The 17,379-nt window shown below is 70.7% G+C and carries 13 protein-coding genes; 10 read left to right on the top strand and 3 right to left on the bottom strand.

What is annotated here, in order from left to right; all coding sequences use genetic code 11:
• The first annotated feature begins 21 nt into the window (after window positions 1-21).
• Window positions 22-654 carry an L-threonylcarbamoyladenylate synthase gene (locus MTQ12_RS13345; RefSeq protein WP_137320007.1) on the top strand — a complete coding sequence of 211 codons (633 nt, stop codon included), beginning with the start codon at window positions 22-24 and terminating at the stop codon, window positions 652-654.
• 119 nt (window positions 655-773) lie between these two features.
• Here MTQ12_RS13345 and MTQ12_RS13340 read toward each other — a convergent pair whose 3' ends face one another.
• Together MTQ12_RS13340 and MTQ12_RS13335 are read right to left on the bottom strand one after the other, a co-directional pair.
• Window positions 774-2,300 carry an AMP-binding protein gene (locus MTQ12_RS13340; RefSeq protein WP_137320006.1) on the bottom strand — a complete coding sequence of 509 codons (1,527 nt, stop codon included), beginning with the start codon at window positions 2,298-2,300 and terminating at the stop codon, window positions 774-776.
• A complete protein-coding gene (locus MTQ12_RS13335; RefSeq protein ID WP_247619001.1) occupies window positions 2,297-3,010 on the bottom strand; it encodes a TetR/AcrR family transcriptional regulator in 714 nt (237 codons plus the stop codon). The genes MTQ12_RS13340 and MTQ12_RS13335 overlap by 4 nt, the downstream gene beginning before the upstream one ends.
• Window positions 3,011-3,152: 142 nt before the next feature.
• On the opposite strand from MTQ12_RS13335, the gene MTQ12_RS13330 reads away from it, so the two are divergent.
• From MTQ12_RS13330 to MTQ12_RS13290, 9 genes are all read left to right on the top strand, one after another.
• On the top strand, window positions 3,153-3,956 hold the full coding sequence (locus MTQ12_RS13330) for an SDR family oxidoreductase (protein ID WP_247619000.1): 804 nt from the start codon (window positions 3,153-3,155) through the stop codon (window positions 3,954-3,956).
• Between the two features lie 91 nt (window positions 3,957-4,047).
• Window positions 4,048-5,253 (top strand): acyl-CoA dehydrogenase family protein, encoded by a 1,206-nt coding sequence (locus MTQ12_RS13325; RefSeq protein WP_247618999.1) that lies wholly within the window; start codon window positions 4,048-4,050, stop codon window positions 5,251-5,253.
• 79 nt (window positions 5,254-5,332) lie between these two features.
• On the top strand, window positions 5,333-6,085 hold the full coding sequence (locus tag MTQ12_RS13320; RefSeq protein WP_247618998.1) for an SDR family NAD(P)-dependent oxidoreductase: 753 nt from the start codon (window positions 5,333-5,335) through the stop codon (window positions 6,083-6,085).
• On the top strand, window positions 6,082-7,272 hold the full coding sequence (locus tag MTQ12_RS13315) for an acyl-CoA dehydrogenase family protein (RefSeq protein WP_247618997.1): 1,191 nt from the start codon (window positions 6,082-6,084) through the stop codon (window positions 7,270-7,272). The genes MTQ12_RS13320 and MTQ12_RS13315 overlap by 4 nt, the downstream gene beginning before the upstream one ends.
• Window positions 7,269-8,390 (top strand): acyl-CoA dehydrogenase family protein, encoded by a 1,122-nt coding sequence (locus tag MTQ12_RS13310; RefSeq protein WP_247618996.1) that lies wholly within the window; start codon window positions 7,269-7,271, stop codon window positions 8,388-8,390. Before MTQ12_RS13315 ends, MTQ12_RS13310 begins: the two co-directional genes overlap by 4 nt.
• A gap of 69 nt (window positions 8,391-8,459) precedes the next feature.
• The gene (locus tag MTQ12_RS13305) at window positions 8,460-9,659 is read left to right on the top strand and encodes an acetyl-CoA C-acyltransferase (RefSeq protein WP_247618995.1); all 1,200 of its coding nucleotides are present in this window, start codon (window positions 8,460-8,462) and stop codon (window positions 9,657-9,659) included.
• A 180-nt stretch (window positions 9,660-9,839) separates the two neighbouring features.
• Window positions 9,840-11,507 (top strand): AMP-binding protein, encoded by a 1,668-nt coding sequence (locus tag MTQ12_RS13300; RefSeq protein ID WP_247618994.1) that lies wholly within the window; start codon window positions 9,840-9,842, stop codon window positions 11,505-11,507.
• A gap of 1 nt (window position 11,508) precedes the next feature.
• Window positions 11,509-13,221 carry an AMP-binding protein gene (locus MTQ12_RS13295; protein ID WP_247618993.1) on the top strand — a complete coding sequence of 571 codons (1,713 nt, stop codon included), beginning with the start codon at window positions 11,509-11,511 and terminating at the stop codon, window positions 13,219-13,221.
• Window positions 13,218-16,481, top strand: coding sequence for a carboxyl transferase domain-containing protein (locus tag MTQ12_RS13290; protein WP_247618992.1), 3,264 nt, complete (start codon window positions 13,218-13,220; stop codon window positions 16,479-16,481). Before MTQ12_RS13295 ends, MTQ12_RS13290 begins: the two co-directional genes overlap by 4 nt.
• A gap of 105 nt (window positions 16,482-16,586) precedes the next feature.
• Here MTQ12_RS13290 and MTQ12_RS13285 read toward each other — a convergent pair whose 3' ends face one another.
• Window positions 16,587-17,273, bottom strand: a complete 687-nt coding sequence (locus MTQ12_RS13285; protein ID WP_247618991.1) for an NAD(P)H-binding protein — start codon at window positions 17,271-17,273, stop codon at window positions 16,587-16,589.
• Window positions 17,274-17,379: the final 106 nt, after the last annotated feature.

Below are 17,379 nucleotides of genomic sequence, written 5' to 3'. Positions count from 1 at the left end.
CATCTGCGGTTACCATGACGTATGGCTGAAATACTCGAGATCCACCCCGACAACCCGCAGCCCCGCCTGATCCGCAAGGTCGCCGAGGTCATCGCCTCCGGAGGGCTCGTCGCCTATCCCACCGACTCGTGCTACGCGCTCGGCTGCGCGCTGGAGAACAAGCAGGGGATCGAGCGGATCACGCGGATCCGCAAGCTCGATTCGAAGCACCACTTCACGCTCATGTGCGACGACTTCGCCCAGCTCGGGCAGTTCGTCATCGTCGACAACTCCGCGTTCCGCACGATCAAGTCGCTCACTCCCGGGCCGTACACCTTCATCATGAAGGCCACGAAGGAAGTGCCGCGGCGGATGATGCACCCGAAGAAGCACTCGGTGGGCGCACGCATCCCGGAGAACCGCACCGCACTCGCGCTCGTCGGGGACGTCGGCGAACCGATCCTGTCCTCGACCCTGCTGCTGCCCGGAGCGGAGGACCCGCTCACCCACGCCGCGGACGTGCAGGACGAGATCGGCAACGAGGTCGACATCATCATCGACTCCGGCGTGCCCGGGGTCGTCCCGACGACCGTCGTCGACTTCACCGAGGGCGCCCCGGTGGTCCGCCGGGTCGGGGCCGGGAACGTCGACCGCTTCGACATCGACGAGACCTGACCACTCGATTTCAGGCGGTTCCTGTGAACGGATCCGCAGGATTCTGCGATCTCGATCGGGTCGGTTGAGATTGCGGAGAACGGCGGAATTGCTCTCAGGAACCTCCTGAAATTGCGGTCTCAGGGGGTGATGTCCCGCTTGCGGATCTTCCCCGTGGGGCCCTTCGGCAGGGCGTCGACGAACCGGATGATCCGCGGGATCTTGTAGGCCGCGAGCTGCTCACGGCAGAAGGCCTCGACCTCGGCCTCCGTCAGCGTCTGCCCGGGCATCGGGGTGATCACCGCTGTCACCGTCTGCCCGTAGTGCTCGTCGGGGCTGCCGATCACGGCGGCCTCGAGGACCTTCGGATGCTCGTAGAGCACCTCCTCGACCTCGCGCGGGTAGACGTTGTAGCCGCCATGGATGATGAGGTCCTTGATCCGGTCGACGATGGAGAGGTAGCCGTCGGCATCGAGCCGGCCGAGGTCCCCGGTACGGAAGAAGCCGTGCTCGTCGAAGGCCGCCGCGGTCGCTTCGGGATTGTTCCAGTACCCGGCCATGACCATCGTGCCGCGCAGGTACACCTCGCCGACCTCGTCGACGGCGCAGTCCGCGCCGTCCGGGCCGACGACCCGCACCTCGAGCTGCGGCACCGGGATCCCGACCGAGCCGGGGACGATCCGCCCGTTCCACGGGTTGAAGGTGCCGAAGGCGCTCGTCTCGGTGAGTCCGTACCCTTCCGCGATCTGCGCCCCGAACCGGGTCTCGAACTGCCGCATGAGCTCGACGGCGATCGAGGCGCCGCCGGACAGGGCGAGACGCAGCGTCGTGGGCACCCGGTCCGACTCGACCCGGAGGATCGCGTTCCACATCGTCGGCACCCCGGCGACCACGGTGAGCCGGTCGTCGATGATCGTGTCGTAGAGCTCGCGGGCGTCGAACCGCGGCAGCAGGGTGAGCGGCACGCCGCTGGTCAGCGACACCGTCGCGACCGAGGCGAGCCCGAACACGTGGAACAGCGGCAGCGCGGTGCCCGAGCGGTCCTCGGGCCCCATGCCGGAGATCTGCCGGCCGACCTCGGCGACGGCGAGCAGGTTGCCGACGGTGATCATCGCACCCTTGGGCCTGCCCGTGGTGCCCGAGGTGTAGAGCAGTGCGGCGAGATCGCCGGGGTCGCGCGGCAGCGGTGCGAAGTCCGCCGGATCGCTGACCGGCTCGGGGTCGCCGGCGAGCAGCTCGATGGTCTCGAAGCGGGTCCCCGTGGTCGAGGCGGATGCCCGTCCGGCCTCGGCGACGGCCGGGTGGGCGAGGACGAGCCGGGCGCCGGAGTCGGTGATGAAGAAGTCGAGCTCGCGCTGGGTGGACAGCGGGTTCACCGCGACGACGGCGATCCCGAGCGCCTGCGCGCCGAAGAACTCCGCGAGGAACTCCGGGCAGGTCGGGGCGATGAGGACGATCCGGTCCCCGGCGGCGAGACCGGCGGCGGAGAACCGCTCGGCGGCCCGGGCGATCGCGGTGACGAGGCCGGCGCGGGTGAGCTCCACCCGGTCGGCCCGCCGCGGCCCGCGCACCGCGACGGCGCTCGGGTCCGCTGCGGCATTGGCGATGAAGGCGTCGACGGGGTTCCGCGGCGCTGCGGAGGCGGTCGAGGGGGCGGGTGCGGTCATGAGACTCCTGTCGGGACGGTGATGTCTGTGGGACGGGTGTCGGCAGATGCCGACGAGTCGGTGGGGCGGGTTCCGGTGGTGCAGATGCGGGCGTCGGCGTCCGGCTCGGCGCTGAGCCCGAGCGCGTTGACCCACAGCGTGGTGAGCGTGTCGACGAGCTCATCGATCCCCTGCGAGGTGCGGAAGCGGGGGTTCTCGCGATCATCGACGAAGATGTGGAAGCACATCCGGCTCACCATCGAGGACAGCGCCTGGGACACGAGCAGCGGGTCGAGGTGCGGGTCGACCGCCCCCGTCTCCTGGAGCTTCGCGATGCCCTGGGCGTTGCGTTCGACGAAGGCCCGCGCCCGGCGCAGCCGCACCTCGCGGATGCCGGCATCGACGTGCGCCACCTGGTCCATGAGCCCCATGAGGTCGGCGTTCTCCCGGTAGGACTCGATGTATTCGCGGTTGGCCCGCCGGATCCGCGACACCCGGTCGAGGACGACCTCACCGGAGTGGTCGGGGGAGAGGACCGGGGTGTAGGCGCTCTCGATGATCGCAGCGAGGATGTCCTCGCGGTTGCGGAAATACGTGTAGAGGGTGCCGGTCGAGCAGCCGGCGCGGTCGGTGATGTCGGAGAGCTTGGTGTCGAAGTACCCCTGTTCGGCGAAGACGGCGCGCGCGGCCTGCACGAGGTTCGCTCGGGTGCGCTCGGCTTTGGCGCCCATCCGGCCCTCCATTGGATCGGTGTCGATGAATTCGTGACGAACGAATGTTTGGTCAGGCTTGAAATTGAGGCCTGCCTCAACTATAGATAGATGGTGAGGTCGGTCACAAGGACGTCACCGTTTTCAATCGGAGAGGAACCACATGGATGTGAACTCGAAGACCGCAGTCGTCACGGGCGGCGCCGGCGGGATCGGGCGAGCCCTCGCGGAGGAGCTCATCCGCCGCGGCGCGCGCGTGCTCATCGCGGACATCGCCCCCACTGTCGGCCAGGTCGCCGAGGAGATCGGCGCCGCCTCCTGGCAGGGCGACGTCGCTGCCGCCGACGGGGTCACCGAGCTCCTCGCCGCCGCCGAGGCCGCCCACGGGCCCGTCGATCTCTACTTCGCCAACGCCGGCATCGTCGGCCCCACCGGGATCGGCGAGGACGAGGACGAGTGGGATCGCGTGTTCGACATCAACGTCCGCGCCCACATCCGTGCGGCCAAGGCCCTCGTCCCCGGCTGGCAGGCCCGCGGTGAGGGGTACTTCGTGTCCACGTCATCGGCTGCGGGACTCCTCACCCAGATCGGCCAGGCCGGCTACTCGACCACCAAGCACGCGGCCGTCGGCTTCGCCGAGTGGCTCAACATCACCTACGGCGACGACGGCATCCGCGTCTCCTGCCTGTGCCCGATGGGCGTCAACACCCCGCTGCTCACCGGCGGGGAGCGCGCCGCGGACGCGGCGGACCGGACGGCGAACAAGGCCGTGACGTCTGCCGGGCGGGTGCTCGAGCCCGCCGAGGTCGCCGAGGTCGTGCTCGCCGCGGTCGAATCCGAGACCTTCCTCATCCTCCCGCACCCCGAGGTGCTCGACATGTACCGCATGAAGGGCTCCGACTACGACCGCTGGCTGCGCGGCATGCGCCGCTACCGACGCACACTCGCCGGCGGATCCGCGAGCTGAGCGGCCCGTCGCCGGGCACCCGTCCACCACACACACCCGCCACCCACCACCCCACCCGCTGACGCACCCGACACCCCACACAGGAGTGACCATGTTCGAAGAGACCGCACGCGCCAAGAAGTACCGCGAGGACCTGCTCGCCTTCATGGACGAGCACGTCTACCCGGCCGAATCCGTCTACGAGGAGCAGATGGCGGCCGCCGACAGCCCGCACACCCAGCCGCAGATCCTCGAGGACCTCAAGGTCGAGGCCCGCAAGCGCGGTCTGTGGAACCTGTTCCACCCGCACGAGGAGTGGGGCCCCGGCCTGACGAACCTCGAGTACGCCCCGCTCGCCGAGATCATGGGCCGCTCGATCCACCTCGCCCCGGAGGCGACGAACTGCAACGCCCCGGACACCGGCAACATGGAGGTGTTCACGCTCTTCGGCACCGAGGAGCACAAGGAGAAGTATCTCAAGCCGCTGCTCGACGGGAAGATCGCCTCCGGCTTCGCGATGACCGAGCCCGCCGTCGCGAGCGCGGACGCCACGAACATCGAGATGACGATGGAGAAGGACGGCGACGAGTACGTCCTCAACGGCCGCAAGTGGTTCACCTCGAACGGCTGCCACCCGTTCATCAAGGTCCTCATCGTCATGGGCAAGACCGACCCGAGCGCGGAGACCCACCGCCAGCAGTCGATGATGGTCGTGCCGATCGACGCCCCCGGCGTCACCGTCAAGCGCAACCTCACCGTGTTCGGCTACGACGACCGCGAGGGCCACGCCGAGGTGCTCTTCGAGAACGTCCGCGTGCCGTCCAAGGACGTCCTCAAGGGCGAGGGCGAGGGATTCGCGATCAGCCAGGCCCGCCTCGGCCCGGGCCGCATCCACCACTGCATGCGGGCCATCGGCATGGCCGAGCGCGCCCTCGAGTTCATGTGCCGCCGGGCGGAGTCCCGCGTGCTGTTCGGCACCAAGCTGTCGGAGAAGGCGAACATCCAGGACTGGATCGCCGAATCCCGCGTCGAGATCGACCAGGCCCGCCTGCTCACCCTCCACGCCGCGGACATGATGGACAAGGTCGGCAACAAGGAGGCGCGCACCCTGATCTCGGAGATCAAGGTCGCCGCCCCCAAGGCCGCCCTCAACGTCATCGACCGGGCCATCCAGGTGCACGGCGGCGGCGGTGTGACCGGGGACTTCCCGCTCGCGGAGATGTACGCCCACGCCCGCACCCTGCGGATCGTCGACGGACCCGATGAGGTCCACAAGATGACGATCGCCCGCAAGGAGCTCAAGAAGTACCGCTCCTGAGCACCGCCGCAGCCGCGGTCCCGGCCATCGCCGGGGCCGCGGCACCACCGACTTCCACCAGCATTCGAAGGAGAAACCCATGACCCAGCGCACAGCGATCGTCACCGGCGGAGCCCGCGGCATCGGTGCCGCCGTGAGCGAACGGCTCGCCGCGGACGGCATGAAGGTCGCCGTCCTCGACCTCAATGAGGCGGACGCCCAGCAGGTCGTCGACCGGATCGTCGCCGCCGGCGGCGAGGCGACGGCGATCGGCGCCGACATCACCGACGAGGCCGCCGTCGAGCAGGCCGTCGCCTCCGTCGCCTCGACCCTCGGCCCGCCGACCGTGCTCGTCAACAACGCCGGCATCATCAAGGACAACATGCTGTTCAAGATGACCCCGCAGGAGTTCCAGGTGGTGCTCGGCGTCCACCTCACCGGCAACTTCCTCATCACGAAGGCGTGCCAGAAGCACATGGTCGAGGAGAAGTTCGGGCGCATCATCTCGATGTCCTCGACCTCGGCGCTCGGCAACCGCGGTCAGGCGAACTACTCCGCGGCCAAGGCCGGCATCCAGGGCCTGACGAAGACCTACGCGATCGAGCTCGGCAAGTTCGGCGTGACCGCGAACGCGATCGCCCCCGGCTTCATCGAGACCGACATGACGAAGGCCACCGCCGAGCGGGTCGGGATCTCCTTCGAGGACTTCACCGCGGGTGCGGCGAAGCAGATCCCGGTCGCCCGCACCGGCAAGCCCGAGGACATCGCCCACACCGCCTCCTTCCTGGCCAGCGAGGGCGCCGGCTTCGTGTCCGGCCAGGTCATCTACGTCGCAGGAGGGCCGAAGAATTGAGCACCGAACCCCTGAGCGCCCAGCAGCGGCGCATCGACGAGGCGGTCGCGGCGGCACAGGCCGCCACGACGGACGGGATGAGCGCCGGTGAGCGCTACGGAGTCCTCTACGACCACGGCCTGGCCTGGGTGAACTTCCCTGCCGGCGACGGAGGCCTCGGGGTGTCGACGAGCCTGCGCGAGTACGCCGCGCAGCAGGTCGCCGCCGCCGGGCTCGAGACGCCGCCGAGGGGCAGCAACACGATCGGCTTCGGCATGGCCGGCCCGACGATCGTCGCCTACGGCACCACCGAGCAGAAGAAGATCCTGCGCGACATCTACACGCTCGACACGATCTTCTGCCAGCTCTTCAGCGAGCCCGGCGCGGGCTCCGACCTCGCCGCCGTCGCGACCCGCGCGGTCGCCGAGGGCGACGTGTACAAGGTCAGCGGCCAGAAGGTGTGGACCTCGGGCGCGCAGAACGCCGACATGGCGATCCTCGTCGCCCGCACCGACACCTCCGTGCCCAAGCACCAGGGCCTGAGCTACTTCCTCATCGACATGCACGCCCCCGGCGTGGAGGTCCGCGGGCTGCGCCAGATCACCGGCGAGGCCGAGTTCAACGAGGTGTTCCTCACCGACGTCGAGGTCCCTGCGGCGAACATGCTCGGCGAGCCCGGGCAGGGCTGGAAGGTCGCCAACACCACGCTCAACAACGAGCGCGTGGCGATCGGCGGCGGGTCCCCGCGCGAGGGCGGGATGATCGGCGTCGTCGCCCAGGCGTGGCGCGATCACCCGGAGTACCGCGACCCGCTGCTCCAGGACCGCCTGCTCGAGCTGTGGGTCGAGGTCGAGGTCGCCCGCATGATGGGGGAGCGGCTGAGCCAGAAGCTCGCCGCCGGTCAGCCCGGACCGGAGGGCTCGGGCGCCAAGCTCTCCTTCGCCCTGAACAACCAGGAGCTGTCGAGCCTCGACATCACCATGCGCGGCGTCGACGGCCTGCGCTACGACACCTACGAGATGCGCCGCCCGAGCGAGTACTCGATGACCGGCCGGATCCCCGGCTACCGGTACCTGCGCGCCAAGGGCAACTCGATCGAGGGCGGCACGAGCGAGATCATCCGCAACATCATCTCCGAACGAGTCCTCGGTCTGCCCGGTGAGCACCGGGTCGACAAGGACGTGGCATTCAAGGACCTTCCGAAATGACCGATATCGATCTCCTGCCCAGCGAAGTCGAAGAGGATCTGCGGTCCAGCGTCCGCAAGCTCTTCACCGACCGCAGCGACGCCGAGTCCGTCGCGAAGCTCTACGACGACCCGCACACCGACACCTCCGGACTTGACCGGGCCTGGGCCCAGGAGCTCGGCCTCGCGGCCCTGCTCGTGCCCGAGGACCTCGGGGGAGCGGGCGCGAGCGCGGCCGAGGCCGCAGTCGTCGCCGAGGAGATCGGCCGGGCCGTCGCGCCCGTGCGGTTCCTCAGCTCCGGCGTGCTCGCGACCACCCTGGCCGTCGGCGTCCGCGCCGGCGACCTCGCCGGCCGGCTCGCCGCCGGCGAATCGTTCGCCGCGATCGCGTTCACGGCGTCCTCCCCGCAGATCCGTGCCGAGCTCACCGTGGGCGGCGACGGGGACTCCGCCACCGTGTCCGGGACCGTCGCCGGGGTGATGGACGGTGCGGGTGCCGACGAGTACCTCGTTGTCACCGGCACCGGTTCCGACACCGTCGTCGCGCTCGTCGCGGCCGAGCACGTGCGCACCGAGGCGTTCCTCAGCTTCGACCAGACCCGTCGCCTCGCCGACGTGACCTTCGAGTCCGCGCCGGCCACGGTGCTCGGACGCGGCGAGCAGGCCGCGCAGGCCGTGAGGACCGCCGAGATCTTCGGTCGCATCATCCTCGCCGCCGAGCAGTACGGTGTGGCGCAGCGGGCCTTCGACCTCACGCTCGAGTACATCAAGGGACGCCGCCAGTTCGGCCGTGCGATCGGCTCCTACCAGGCGATCAAGCACCGGATGGCCGACCTCTGGCTCGAGGTCTCGCAGACCGGGGCGGCCACGATCTACGCCGCCCGCGTCGCCGCCGCCTGGCAGGCCGGGGAACAGACGGAGGACGAGGTCGAGCTGTGCTCGCTCGTCGCCGGCTCCTACGCCTCGACCACCGCGGTCCACGCCGCGGAGGAGGCCGTCCAGCTCCACGGCGGCAACGGCATGACCTGGGAGTACCCGCTGCACCTCTACCTCAAGCGGGCCAAGGCCGACGAGCTCATCCTCGGCCACGCCGCCGCCCAGCGGCGCGCGCTCGCTCCGCTCATCGATCTGACAGCATGACCCATAGGCGGCTCCGGCCGCCGCCGGCCGGCGGGCGCTCCGCCGGTCCGACCACAGAGAGGACCTCTCATGACTGATGCAGTCATCGTCTCCACCGCCCGCACGCCGATCGGCAAGGCCTACCGCGGCGCGTTCAACAACACCCAGTCCCAGGAGCTCGCCGGCCACGCGATCAAGCACGCCGTGCAGCGCGCCGGGCTCGAGGGCGGCGAGGTCGAGGACGTCATCCTCGGCGCCGCTCTCCAGCAGGGCGCGCAGGGCGGCAACGTCGCCCGCCAGGCGCTCCTGCGCGCGGGCCTGCCCGTCACCGTCTCCGGCATGACGCTCGACCGCCAGTGCTCCTCGGGCCTCATGGCGATCGCCACCGCGGCCAAGCAGATCGTCCACGACGGCATGGACATCGCCGTCGGCGGCGGCGTCGAGTCGATCTCGCTCGTCCAGAACGACAAGCAGAACACCTTCCGCGCCAAGGACCCGTGGCTCGTGGAGAACCTGCCGGAGATCTACCTCCCCATGCTCAACACCGCGGAGATCGTCGCCGAGCGCTACGGCGTGCCGCGCGAGGCGCAGGACGAGTACGCCCTGTCCTCCCAGCAGCGCACCGCCGCCGCGCAGGAGGCCGGCCGCTTCGACGCCGAGATCGTCCCGCTCGAGTCGACGCAGATCGTCGTCGACAAGGAGACGAAGGAGACCTCGGAGAAGCAGGTCACCCTGAGCAAGGACGAGGGCAACCGCCCGCAGACCGACCTCGCCAGCCTCGCCAAGCTCCAGCCGGTGCTCGCCCCGGGCGTGGCCTCGCAGAACCCGACCGTCACCGCCGGCAACGCCTCGCAGCTGTCCGACGGCGCGTCGGCCTCCGTGCTCATGTCCGACGCCGAGGCCTCCCGCCGCGGCCTCGAGCCGCTCGGCATCTACCGCGGCATCGCGGTCGCCGGCTGCGGCCCGGACGAGATGGGCATCGGCCCGGTGTTCGCGATCCCGAAGCTGCTCGAGCGCCACGGCCTCACCGTCGACGACATCGGCCTGTGGGAGCTCAACGAGGCCTTCGCCGTGCAGGCGCTGTACTGCCGCGACAAGCTCGGGATCGACCCGGAGAAGTACAACGTCGACGGCGGCGGCATCTCCGTGGGCCACCCCTACGGCATGACCGGAGCACGGCTCGTCGGCCACGCCCTCATCGAGGGCAAGCGCCGCGGCGTCAAGTACGTCGTCGTGACGATGTGCATCGGCGGCGGCATGGGAGCCGCCGGCCTGTTCGAGGTCGCCTGATCCATCCCACCGGGGCGGGTGCGTCGACGCACCCGCCCCGGGCCCTCCCCTCGGCCACGCCCACTGCACCACCACGATCCCATCGTTGCGTCCCCCTGGTGCGCGCCGGTCGATCCCGGTCGTCCGCCCTCCCCGCCCCAACCGCTGATCCGATCACATCGACGTGAAGGAATGACCACCATGAGCTTCTTCGAAACCCGCCCCTGGCTGAAGACCGTCGCCGACGACGAGCGGCTGAACAAGCAGATCGAGGAGACGACCACCCTCGCGCTCTTCGACCGCGCGGTGGAGAGCTTCCCCGACCGACCCGCGATCAAGTACTACGGCTACGAGCCCACCTGGGCCGAGCTCGACCGGATGGTCGATGCCTTCGCCGCCTACCTCGTCGACCAGGGTTTCGAACCCGGCGACCGGCTGGGCGTCTACCTCCAGAACGTCCCCCACTACTACGTCGCGGTGTACGGCGCGTGGAAGGCCGGCGGCGTCGTCGTGCCGCTCAATCCGATGTACCGCGACGAGCTCGCCCACGTGTTCTCCGACGCCGGGGTCAAGGCGCTCGTCGTGTCCGCCGCGGCCTACCTCGACCGCGTCAAGCCCTACGCCGAGGGCCTGCCGATCGTCGTCACCTGCAACGAGAAGGACTACCAGCGCACGGACGACGAGCGGATCTTCGGCATGTTCGCCGACTCCTACGACACCGGCAAGCCAGACTTCGCCACCGTCGTCGCAGAGTACGACGGGAAGTCCGTGCCGGACCCCGTGCTCACCCCCGACTCGGTCGGCATCATCGGCTACACCTCGGGCACCTCGGGCCGTTCGAAGGGCGCGGCGGTCACCCACCGCGGCCTGTCCGTCAACGCCCAGATGCTGCGCGACTACCAGGGCTTCGACGAGACCGCGACGATCTTCACCCTCGCCCCGGTCTTCCACATCACCGGGTTCGTGTGCCAGTTCCTCGCCGCCGCGGCCTGCGGTGCTGCCCTGTCGATGAACTACCGCTTCGACCCCGCGGCCGCGCTCCAGACGTTCCGCACCGACAAGCCGCAGTACATGGCCGGCCCGGCGACGGCCTACATGGCGCTGCTCGCGCACCCGGACTTCACCTCCGACGCCTTCGACTCCTTCACCTCGATCATGTCCGGCGGCGCCCCGCTGCCCGAGGCGATCGTCAAGAAGTTCGAGGACCGCACCGGGCACTACATCGGGCAGGGCTACGGACTCACCGAGACGACTGCCCAGTGCGTCGTCGTGCCCCGCCACCTGCGTGCCCCCGTCGACCCCGAATCGGGCAACCTGTCCTGCGGCCTGCCGTTGGCGAGCGTGATGCTGCGGATCCTCGACGAGAACGGCCAGGAAGTCGGCCCGAACGAGGTCGGCGAGATCTGCGTGCGCGGCCCCATGGTGTCCCTGGAGTACATCAACAACCCGGAGGCCACCGCGGAGAACATCCCCGACGGGGAGCTGCGCACCGGCGACGTCGGCTTCATGGACCCCGACGGCTGGGTGTTCATCGTCGACCGCAAGAAGGACATGATCAACGCCTCGGGCTTCAAGGTGTGGCCGCGCGAGGTCGAGGACGTCCTCTACACCCACCCGGCGATCCTCGAGGCCGCTGTCGTCGGCGTCCCCGACGAGTACCGCGGTGAGAACGTCGTCGCGTTCATCAGCCTGCAGCCGGGCGCGGAGATCACCGAGGACGAGATCGTCGCGTTCTGCCGCGAGCACCTCGCCTCCTACAAGGCACCGCGCCAGATCAACTTCATCGACGCGTTGCCCAAGACCGCATCGGGCAAGATCCTGCGCCGCGAGATGCGCAAGGTCGGTGCCGAGCAGGCGGAGAACGGCTGAGATGACCCGGACACCGATGCATGAGCAGTGGGAGGCGGTGGCCGAGGAGCTCGCCGGGATGCGCGACCTGTGGCCGGCCGAGGTCCCCCGGGAGTACAGCGAGCCGCTGCCCGGTGCGGTGCTCGCCGACTACACGCAGAAGTGGGCGGTGGAGCGGCCGGACATCGTCGCCATCCACTTCTACGGGCGCGATGTGTCCTATGCGGAGCTCGAGCGCTCGGCCGCCGCGTTCGCCGGGTGGCTCAGGTCCCAGGGCGTGCGCGCCGGCGACCGGGTGGGGGCGTACCTCGTCAACTGCCCGCAGCTGACGATCGCGTTCCTCGGGATCCTCCGCCTCGGCGCCGTGTACGTGCCGATCAACCCGCTGTTCAAGGCCGGCGAGCTCGCCTACGAGCTCGCCGACGCCGGGGTCGGCGTGGTGCTCGCGCACCCGGAGTTCGCCCCGCTCCTCGACGCGGTGCGCGGTGCGGACGGGGTCGATCCCGACCTCACCGTCGCCTACACCCGGATGGCGGACATGATCGACGGCGAACCGGTGCCGCGCGCCCCGTTCGGTGCGATCGACCCGGAGCAGCCCTCGGACTGGCAGGCGATCATCGACAGCCCGCCGGCCGACCCGGTGCCGGCGGACCGGGACGCGCTCGCCGCGCTCAACTACACCGGCGGCACCACCGGCATGCCCAAGGGCTGCGAGCACACGCAGGGCCACATGGTCTACACCGCGGTGAGCGCGCTCCTGGGCCAGGGGCGCACCCCCGGGGCCGGTGGAGACGTGGCACTCGGCTTCCTCCCGATGTTCTGGATCGCCGGGGAGGACATGTGCATGCTCAACCCGCTCGTCGACGGGTCCACCGTCGTGCTCATGACCCGCTGGCACCCCGAGGTCGCGCTCGAGCTCATCGCCTCCCAGCAGGTCACCTCGATCGTGGCGCCGGCGGACAACTACGTCGAGCTCATGGAGCTGCCCGGGTTCGCCGGCGCCGACACGTCCTCGCTGCGCAACTGCACTGCGGTGAGCTTCGTGCGCAAACTCGACCCGGAGCTGCGCGGACAGTGGCGGGAGGCGACCGGCGTGCTGCTGCGCGAGGCGTCCTACGGGATGACGGAGACGCACACCGCCGACACCTTCACCCTCGGCCTCGATGCGGATGACCAGGACCTGTGCGCCGAGCCGATCTACTGCGGCTACCCGGTGCCCGGCACCCGGATCGTCGTCGTCGATGCCGACCTCGCACCGGTGCCGGTCGGGGAGACCGGGCAGATCCTCGTGCACTCGCCCTCAGTCCTCACCCGCTACTACCACCGGCCCGAGGCGAGCCGCGACACGCTCGTCGACGGCTGGCTGCTCACCGGGGACACCGGCCGGTTCGACGCGCACGGGGCGCTGACGTACCTCGCCCGGACCAAGGAGATGATCAAGGTCAAGGGGATGAGCGTGTTCCCCGCCGAGGTCGAATCCTTCCTCAAGGGCCACCCCGACGTCGTGCGGGTCGCCGTCGCCCCGCGCGAGGACCCGGAGACCGGACAGCGGCCCGTCGCCTTCGTCGAGCTCACGGAGGACTCCGCGGCGACGCCGGAGAGCATCCGGGACTGGGCGCGGGAGCAGATGGCGTCGTACAAGGTGCCCGAGGTCGTCGTCGTCGACACGATGCCGATGACCGCGACCGGCAAGATCCGCAAGGTCGACCTGCTCAAGGAGCTGCCCACCGCATGACCACGCTGCTCGTCGCGAACCGGGGCGAGATCGCCGCCCGCATCATCCGCACCGCGCAGGACCAGGGGCTGCGCACGCTCGCCGTCCACCCCGCCGACGACGCCGACAGCCTCCACGTCCGGCTCGCCGATTCGGCCCGGCAGCTCGAGGGGATCGGGCCGCGCGCCTATCTCGACATCGCGCAGCTCATCCGGATCGCCGTCGACGAGGGGGCCGAGCTCGTCCACCCCGGCTACGGGTTCCTCGCCGAATCCGCCGCGTTCGCCCACGCCTGCCACGAGGCGGGACTGACCTTCCTCGGCCCGTCCGCCGACGTCCTCGAGATCGCCGGGACGAAGACCTCGACGAAGGACCGGGCGGCCGCCCTCGACATCCCCGTCGCCGAGGCGACCGGGGTCCTCGAGACCGCCGCGCCGGCCCTCGAGCTCCTCGAGCGGCACCCGGCGGGCATCGCGATCAAGGCGCTCGCCGGCGGGGGCGGGCGCGGCATCGCCGTCGTCACCTCCCCGGAGGACGTCGAACCGGCGATCGCGCGCTGTGCGGCGGAGGCCGAGCACGGGTTCGGGGACGCGCGCGTGTTCGCCGAGACCTGGTTCCCCGCAGCCCGCCACATCGAGGTCCAGTGCATCGGCACGCCCGACGGCGTGTACGCGCTCGGCGACCGCGACTGCTCGCTGCAGCGCCGTCGGCAGAAGCTCGTCGAGCTCGCCCCGGCCCCCGGACTGTCCGCAGACCTGCGGGCGGACCTCCACCGGGCGGCGGAGAAGCTCCTCGACTCGCTCCACTACCTGTCGCTCGCCACCGTCGAGTTCCTCGTCGCCGCCGACGACTGGGTGCTCCTCGAGGTCAACCCGCGGATCCAGGTCGAGCACACCGTCACCGAGGCGGTCACCGGGCTCGACCTCGTCGCCTGCCAGATCGCGCTCGGCCTGGGTGAGGACCTCGCCGTCCACGGCGTGGCCGAGGACATGACGTGGGAGCCTGCCGGCAGCGCGATCGAGGTGCGGGTGGCCGCGGAGACCCTCGCCGCCGACGGCACCGTGCACCCGGCCACCGGCACGATCGAGCGCTTCGACCTGCCGAGCGGGCCCGGGATCCGCGTCGACACCTGGGTGCGCGGCGGCACCCGTGTGGGCGCCCTCTACGACACCGTCATCGCCAAGGTCATCGCCCACGGGCCGGGCCTCGAGGCCGCCGAGCGCCGGACCGCCGGCGCGCTCGCCGAGCTCGGCTGCACCGGGCTGGACACGAACACCGCGTTCCTCCGCGCCGTCCTCGAGCGCGCGCCGCTCGGTGAGGCGCACACGACGTGGATCGACGAGCACATGGGAGCGCTCGTCGCCCGGGCCGCGGAGCTCGAGGCGGACGACGGTGGTGCGGGCGGCGCCGGCACCGGTTCCGGAGGTGCGCCGGGAGGTGCGGGCGCCTCGTCGGCCGAGGGCGCCTCGGCTCCGGCTCGCACCGCGCCCGCACCCGGGCCGGGGGAGGAGCTCGTCGCCGCCCCGCTCAGCGGCACGATCGTGTCCCTCGACGCGAAGCCCGGTGAGCTCGGACTCATCGAGGCGATGAAGATGCACCACCCGATCCCGGCGCCGGCCCATGCGGAGGCGCGCGCCCTCGTGGCGGTCGGGGACACCGTCGCAGCCGGTGACCCGGTGTTCCTCGTGCGGACCTCCGACGACCCCGCCGCCCAGGCGGAGGCCGCCCGGGACGAAGCGCACCCGCTCGTCGACGAGGTCGTGCAGCGGCATGCCGACGTGCTCGACGAGGCGAAGCCGGAAGCGGTGGAGAAGATCCACGCCCGGCAGCGGCGGACCGCCCGGGAGAACCTCGACGACCTGCTCGTGCCCGGCTCGTTCGTCGAGTACGGGCCGCTCGTCATCGCCGCCCAGATGGCCAGGCGCTCGCTGGAAGACCTCATCGCGCGCACGAGCGGAGATGGGCTGATCGGCGGGATCGGACTCGTCGACACGCCCAGCGGGCCGCTCGAGGCCGTCGTCATGAGCTACGACTACATGGTGCTCGCCGGCACCCAGGGCTCGCGCAACCACGCGAAGACCGATCGGCTCATCCAGGTCGCGGCGTCCAAGGGGCTGCCGGTGGTGCTGTTCGCCGAGGGCGGCGGCGGGAGGCCCGGCGACACCGACCGGGCCCCGGGCGCCCACCTCAACGTCCACACCTTCGCCGCGCTCGCCGGGCTCAAGGGCCGGGTGCCGCTCGTCGCGATCGTGTCCGGGCGGTGCTTCGCCGGGAACGCCGCGCTCGCCGGGGTGTGCGACGTCATCATCGCCACCGAGGACGCGAACCTCGGGATGGGCGGGCCGGCGATGGTCGAGGGCGGCGGCCTGGGACGCTACCGGCCCGAGGACATCGGCCCGGTCGACGTGCACACCGTGAGCGGTGTCATCGACCTGCTCGTCGCCGGCGACGCCGAGGCCGTCTCCGCCACCCAGCAGTACCTGCGCTACTTCGTGCCGGCAGGGGACGGCGGTGCCGGGCCGGGTGCCGTGTCCCCGGATACCCAGCAGGGCGCCTCGGCCGCGGACTCCGGTGCCCCGGATCCGGAGCGCGCGCGGGCCGTGGTCCCCGGGGACCGGCTGCGCGCCTTCGAGATGCGCGAGGTGATCCGCAGCGTCGTCGATGCGGACACGTTCCTCGAGCTGCGCCCGGATCACGCACCGGGCGCGATCACCGGTTTCGCGCTCGTCGCCGGCCGGCCGATCGCGATCATCGCCAACGACAACCACCACCTCGGCGGGGCGGTCGACGTCGATGCCGCGAACTCCTTCGTGCGGCTGCTCGAGACCGCGCAGGCGCACGGGATCCCCGTCGTGTCCTTCGTCGACACCCCCGGGTTCATGGTCGGCCCGGAGGCCGAGCACGAGCCGGGCGTCACCGCGTTCGGTCGGTTCTTCACCACGGGGGCGGGGTTGAGCGTGCCGTTCGGGGCGGTCGTCGTGCGCAAGGGCTACGGGCTCGGCGCGATGGCGATGGCCGCCGGCTCCTTCCACGCCACCCGCTTCACCGTGGCCTGGCCGAGCGGGGAGATGGGGCCGATGGGCCTGGAGGGCGCGGTGCGCCTGGGCTATTCGAAGGAGCTCGCCGCGGTCGAGGACCCGGCCGAGCGCGAGGCGCTCTACGAGAAGCTCGTCGCGGAGTCCTACGAGCAGGGCCGGGCGATGACCGCGGCGATGTTCTTCGACGTCGACGACGTCATCGACCCCGCCGACACCCGCCGCTGGATCAGCACCCTGTTCTGACAGTGCCCGACCGGGCGTCCGACCGAACTGTGGGGCTTTCGGCGGAGGATGATGGCATCAACGCCACCACCCTCCGTCGGAAGTCCTACACTCGTACGCCCGGTCTCAGCGGATCGCCTCGGCGATCGGGGTGGACCCGTCGAAGAAGTTGACGGTCTCCCGGACTCCGGCACCGTCACGCAGGACGTGGGTGATGACGGCTGCGACGTTGTCGCGGGAGGTGACCTTCTCCTCGTCGGTGAGCGTGCGGCCCTCGGCCTCGCCGTGGGAGTCGACGACCTGGATCTGCTCGCTCGCCGGGCCGAGGGTGAGGCGGCCGGGGCCGAGGATCGTGTAGTCGAGCTCGGTCTCGCGCAGGTGGGCGTCGGCGTCGTGCTTGGCCTTGGCGTAGGGGAAGAAGGAGTTGTCCTCCTCGAGCCGGTCGACGTCGATCCCCGCGGTGACGTAGGAGACGATGACGAACCGCTGCACGCCGGCCTGCTGCGCGGCCTTCATCGCGCGCACGGCCGCTTCGAAGTCGACCGCGTGCGTGCGCTGCGGGTCGCCCCCGCCGGCGCCGGCGGAGAACACCACGGCCTTCGCCCCCGTGAACTGCTTGGCGAGGTCCTCCTCGGTCGCGGTCTCGATGTCGAGGACGACGGGATTCGCGCCGGCCTCCCTGACGTCATCGCGCTGGTCCTCCTTGCGGATGACGGAGTCGACGGTGAACCCGGCCGCGGTGAGCCTGGGGGCGGCGAGCAGGGCGATCTTGCCGTGTCCGCCGAGGATGACGATGCCATCAGTGTCGGTCATGGGGTTCTCCTTCCGCGCCGGACCCGGCGCCGAGATGTCCCGCAGCGGACCGGTCCGTCACCCGTGATCTGGCCGGGGCTCCGCGGACCATGAGGCTGCGGCTTCC

The sequence above is a fragment of the Brevibacterium sp. R8603A2 genome (assembly GCF_023072605.1).
Classification (GTDB): domain Bacteria; phylum Actinomycetota; class Actinomycetes; order Actinomycetales; family Brevibacteriaceae; genus Brevibacterium; species Brevibacterium pityocampae.
Note: the sequence above shows the minus strand (reverse complement) of the source record. Positions and strands in the feature narration are given on the sequence as shown.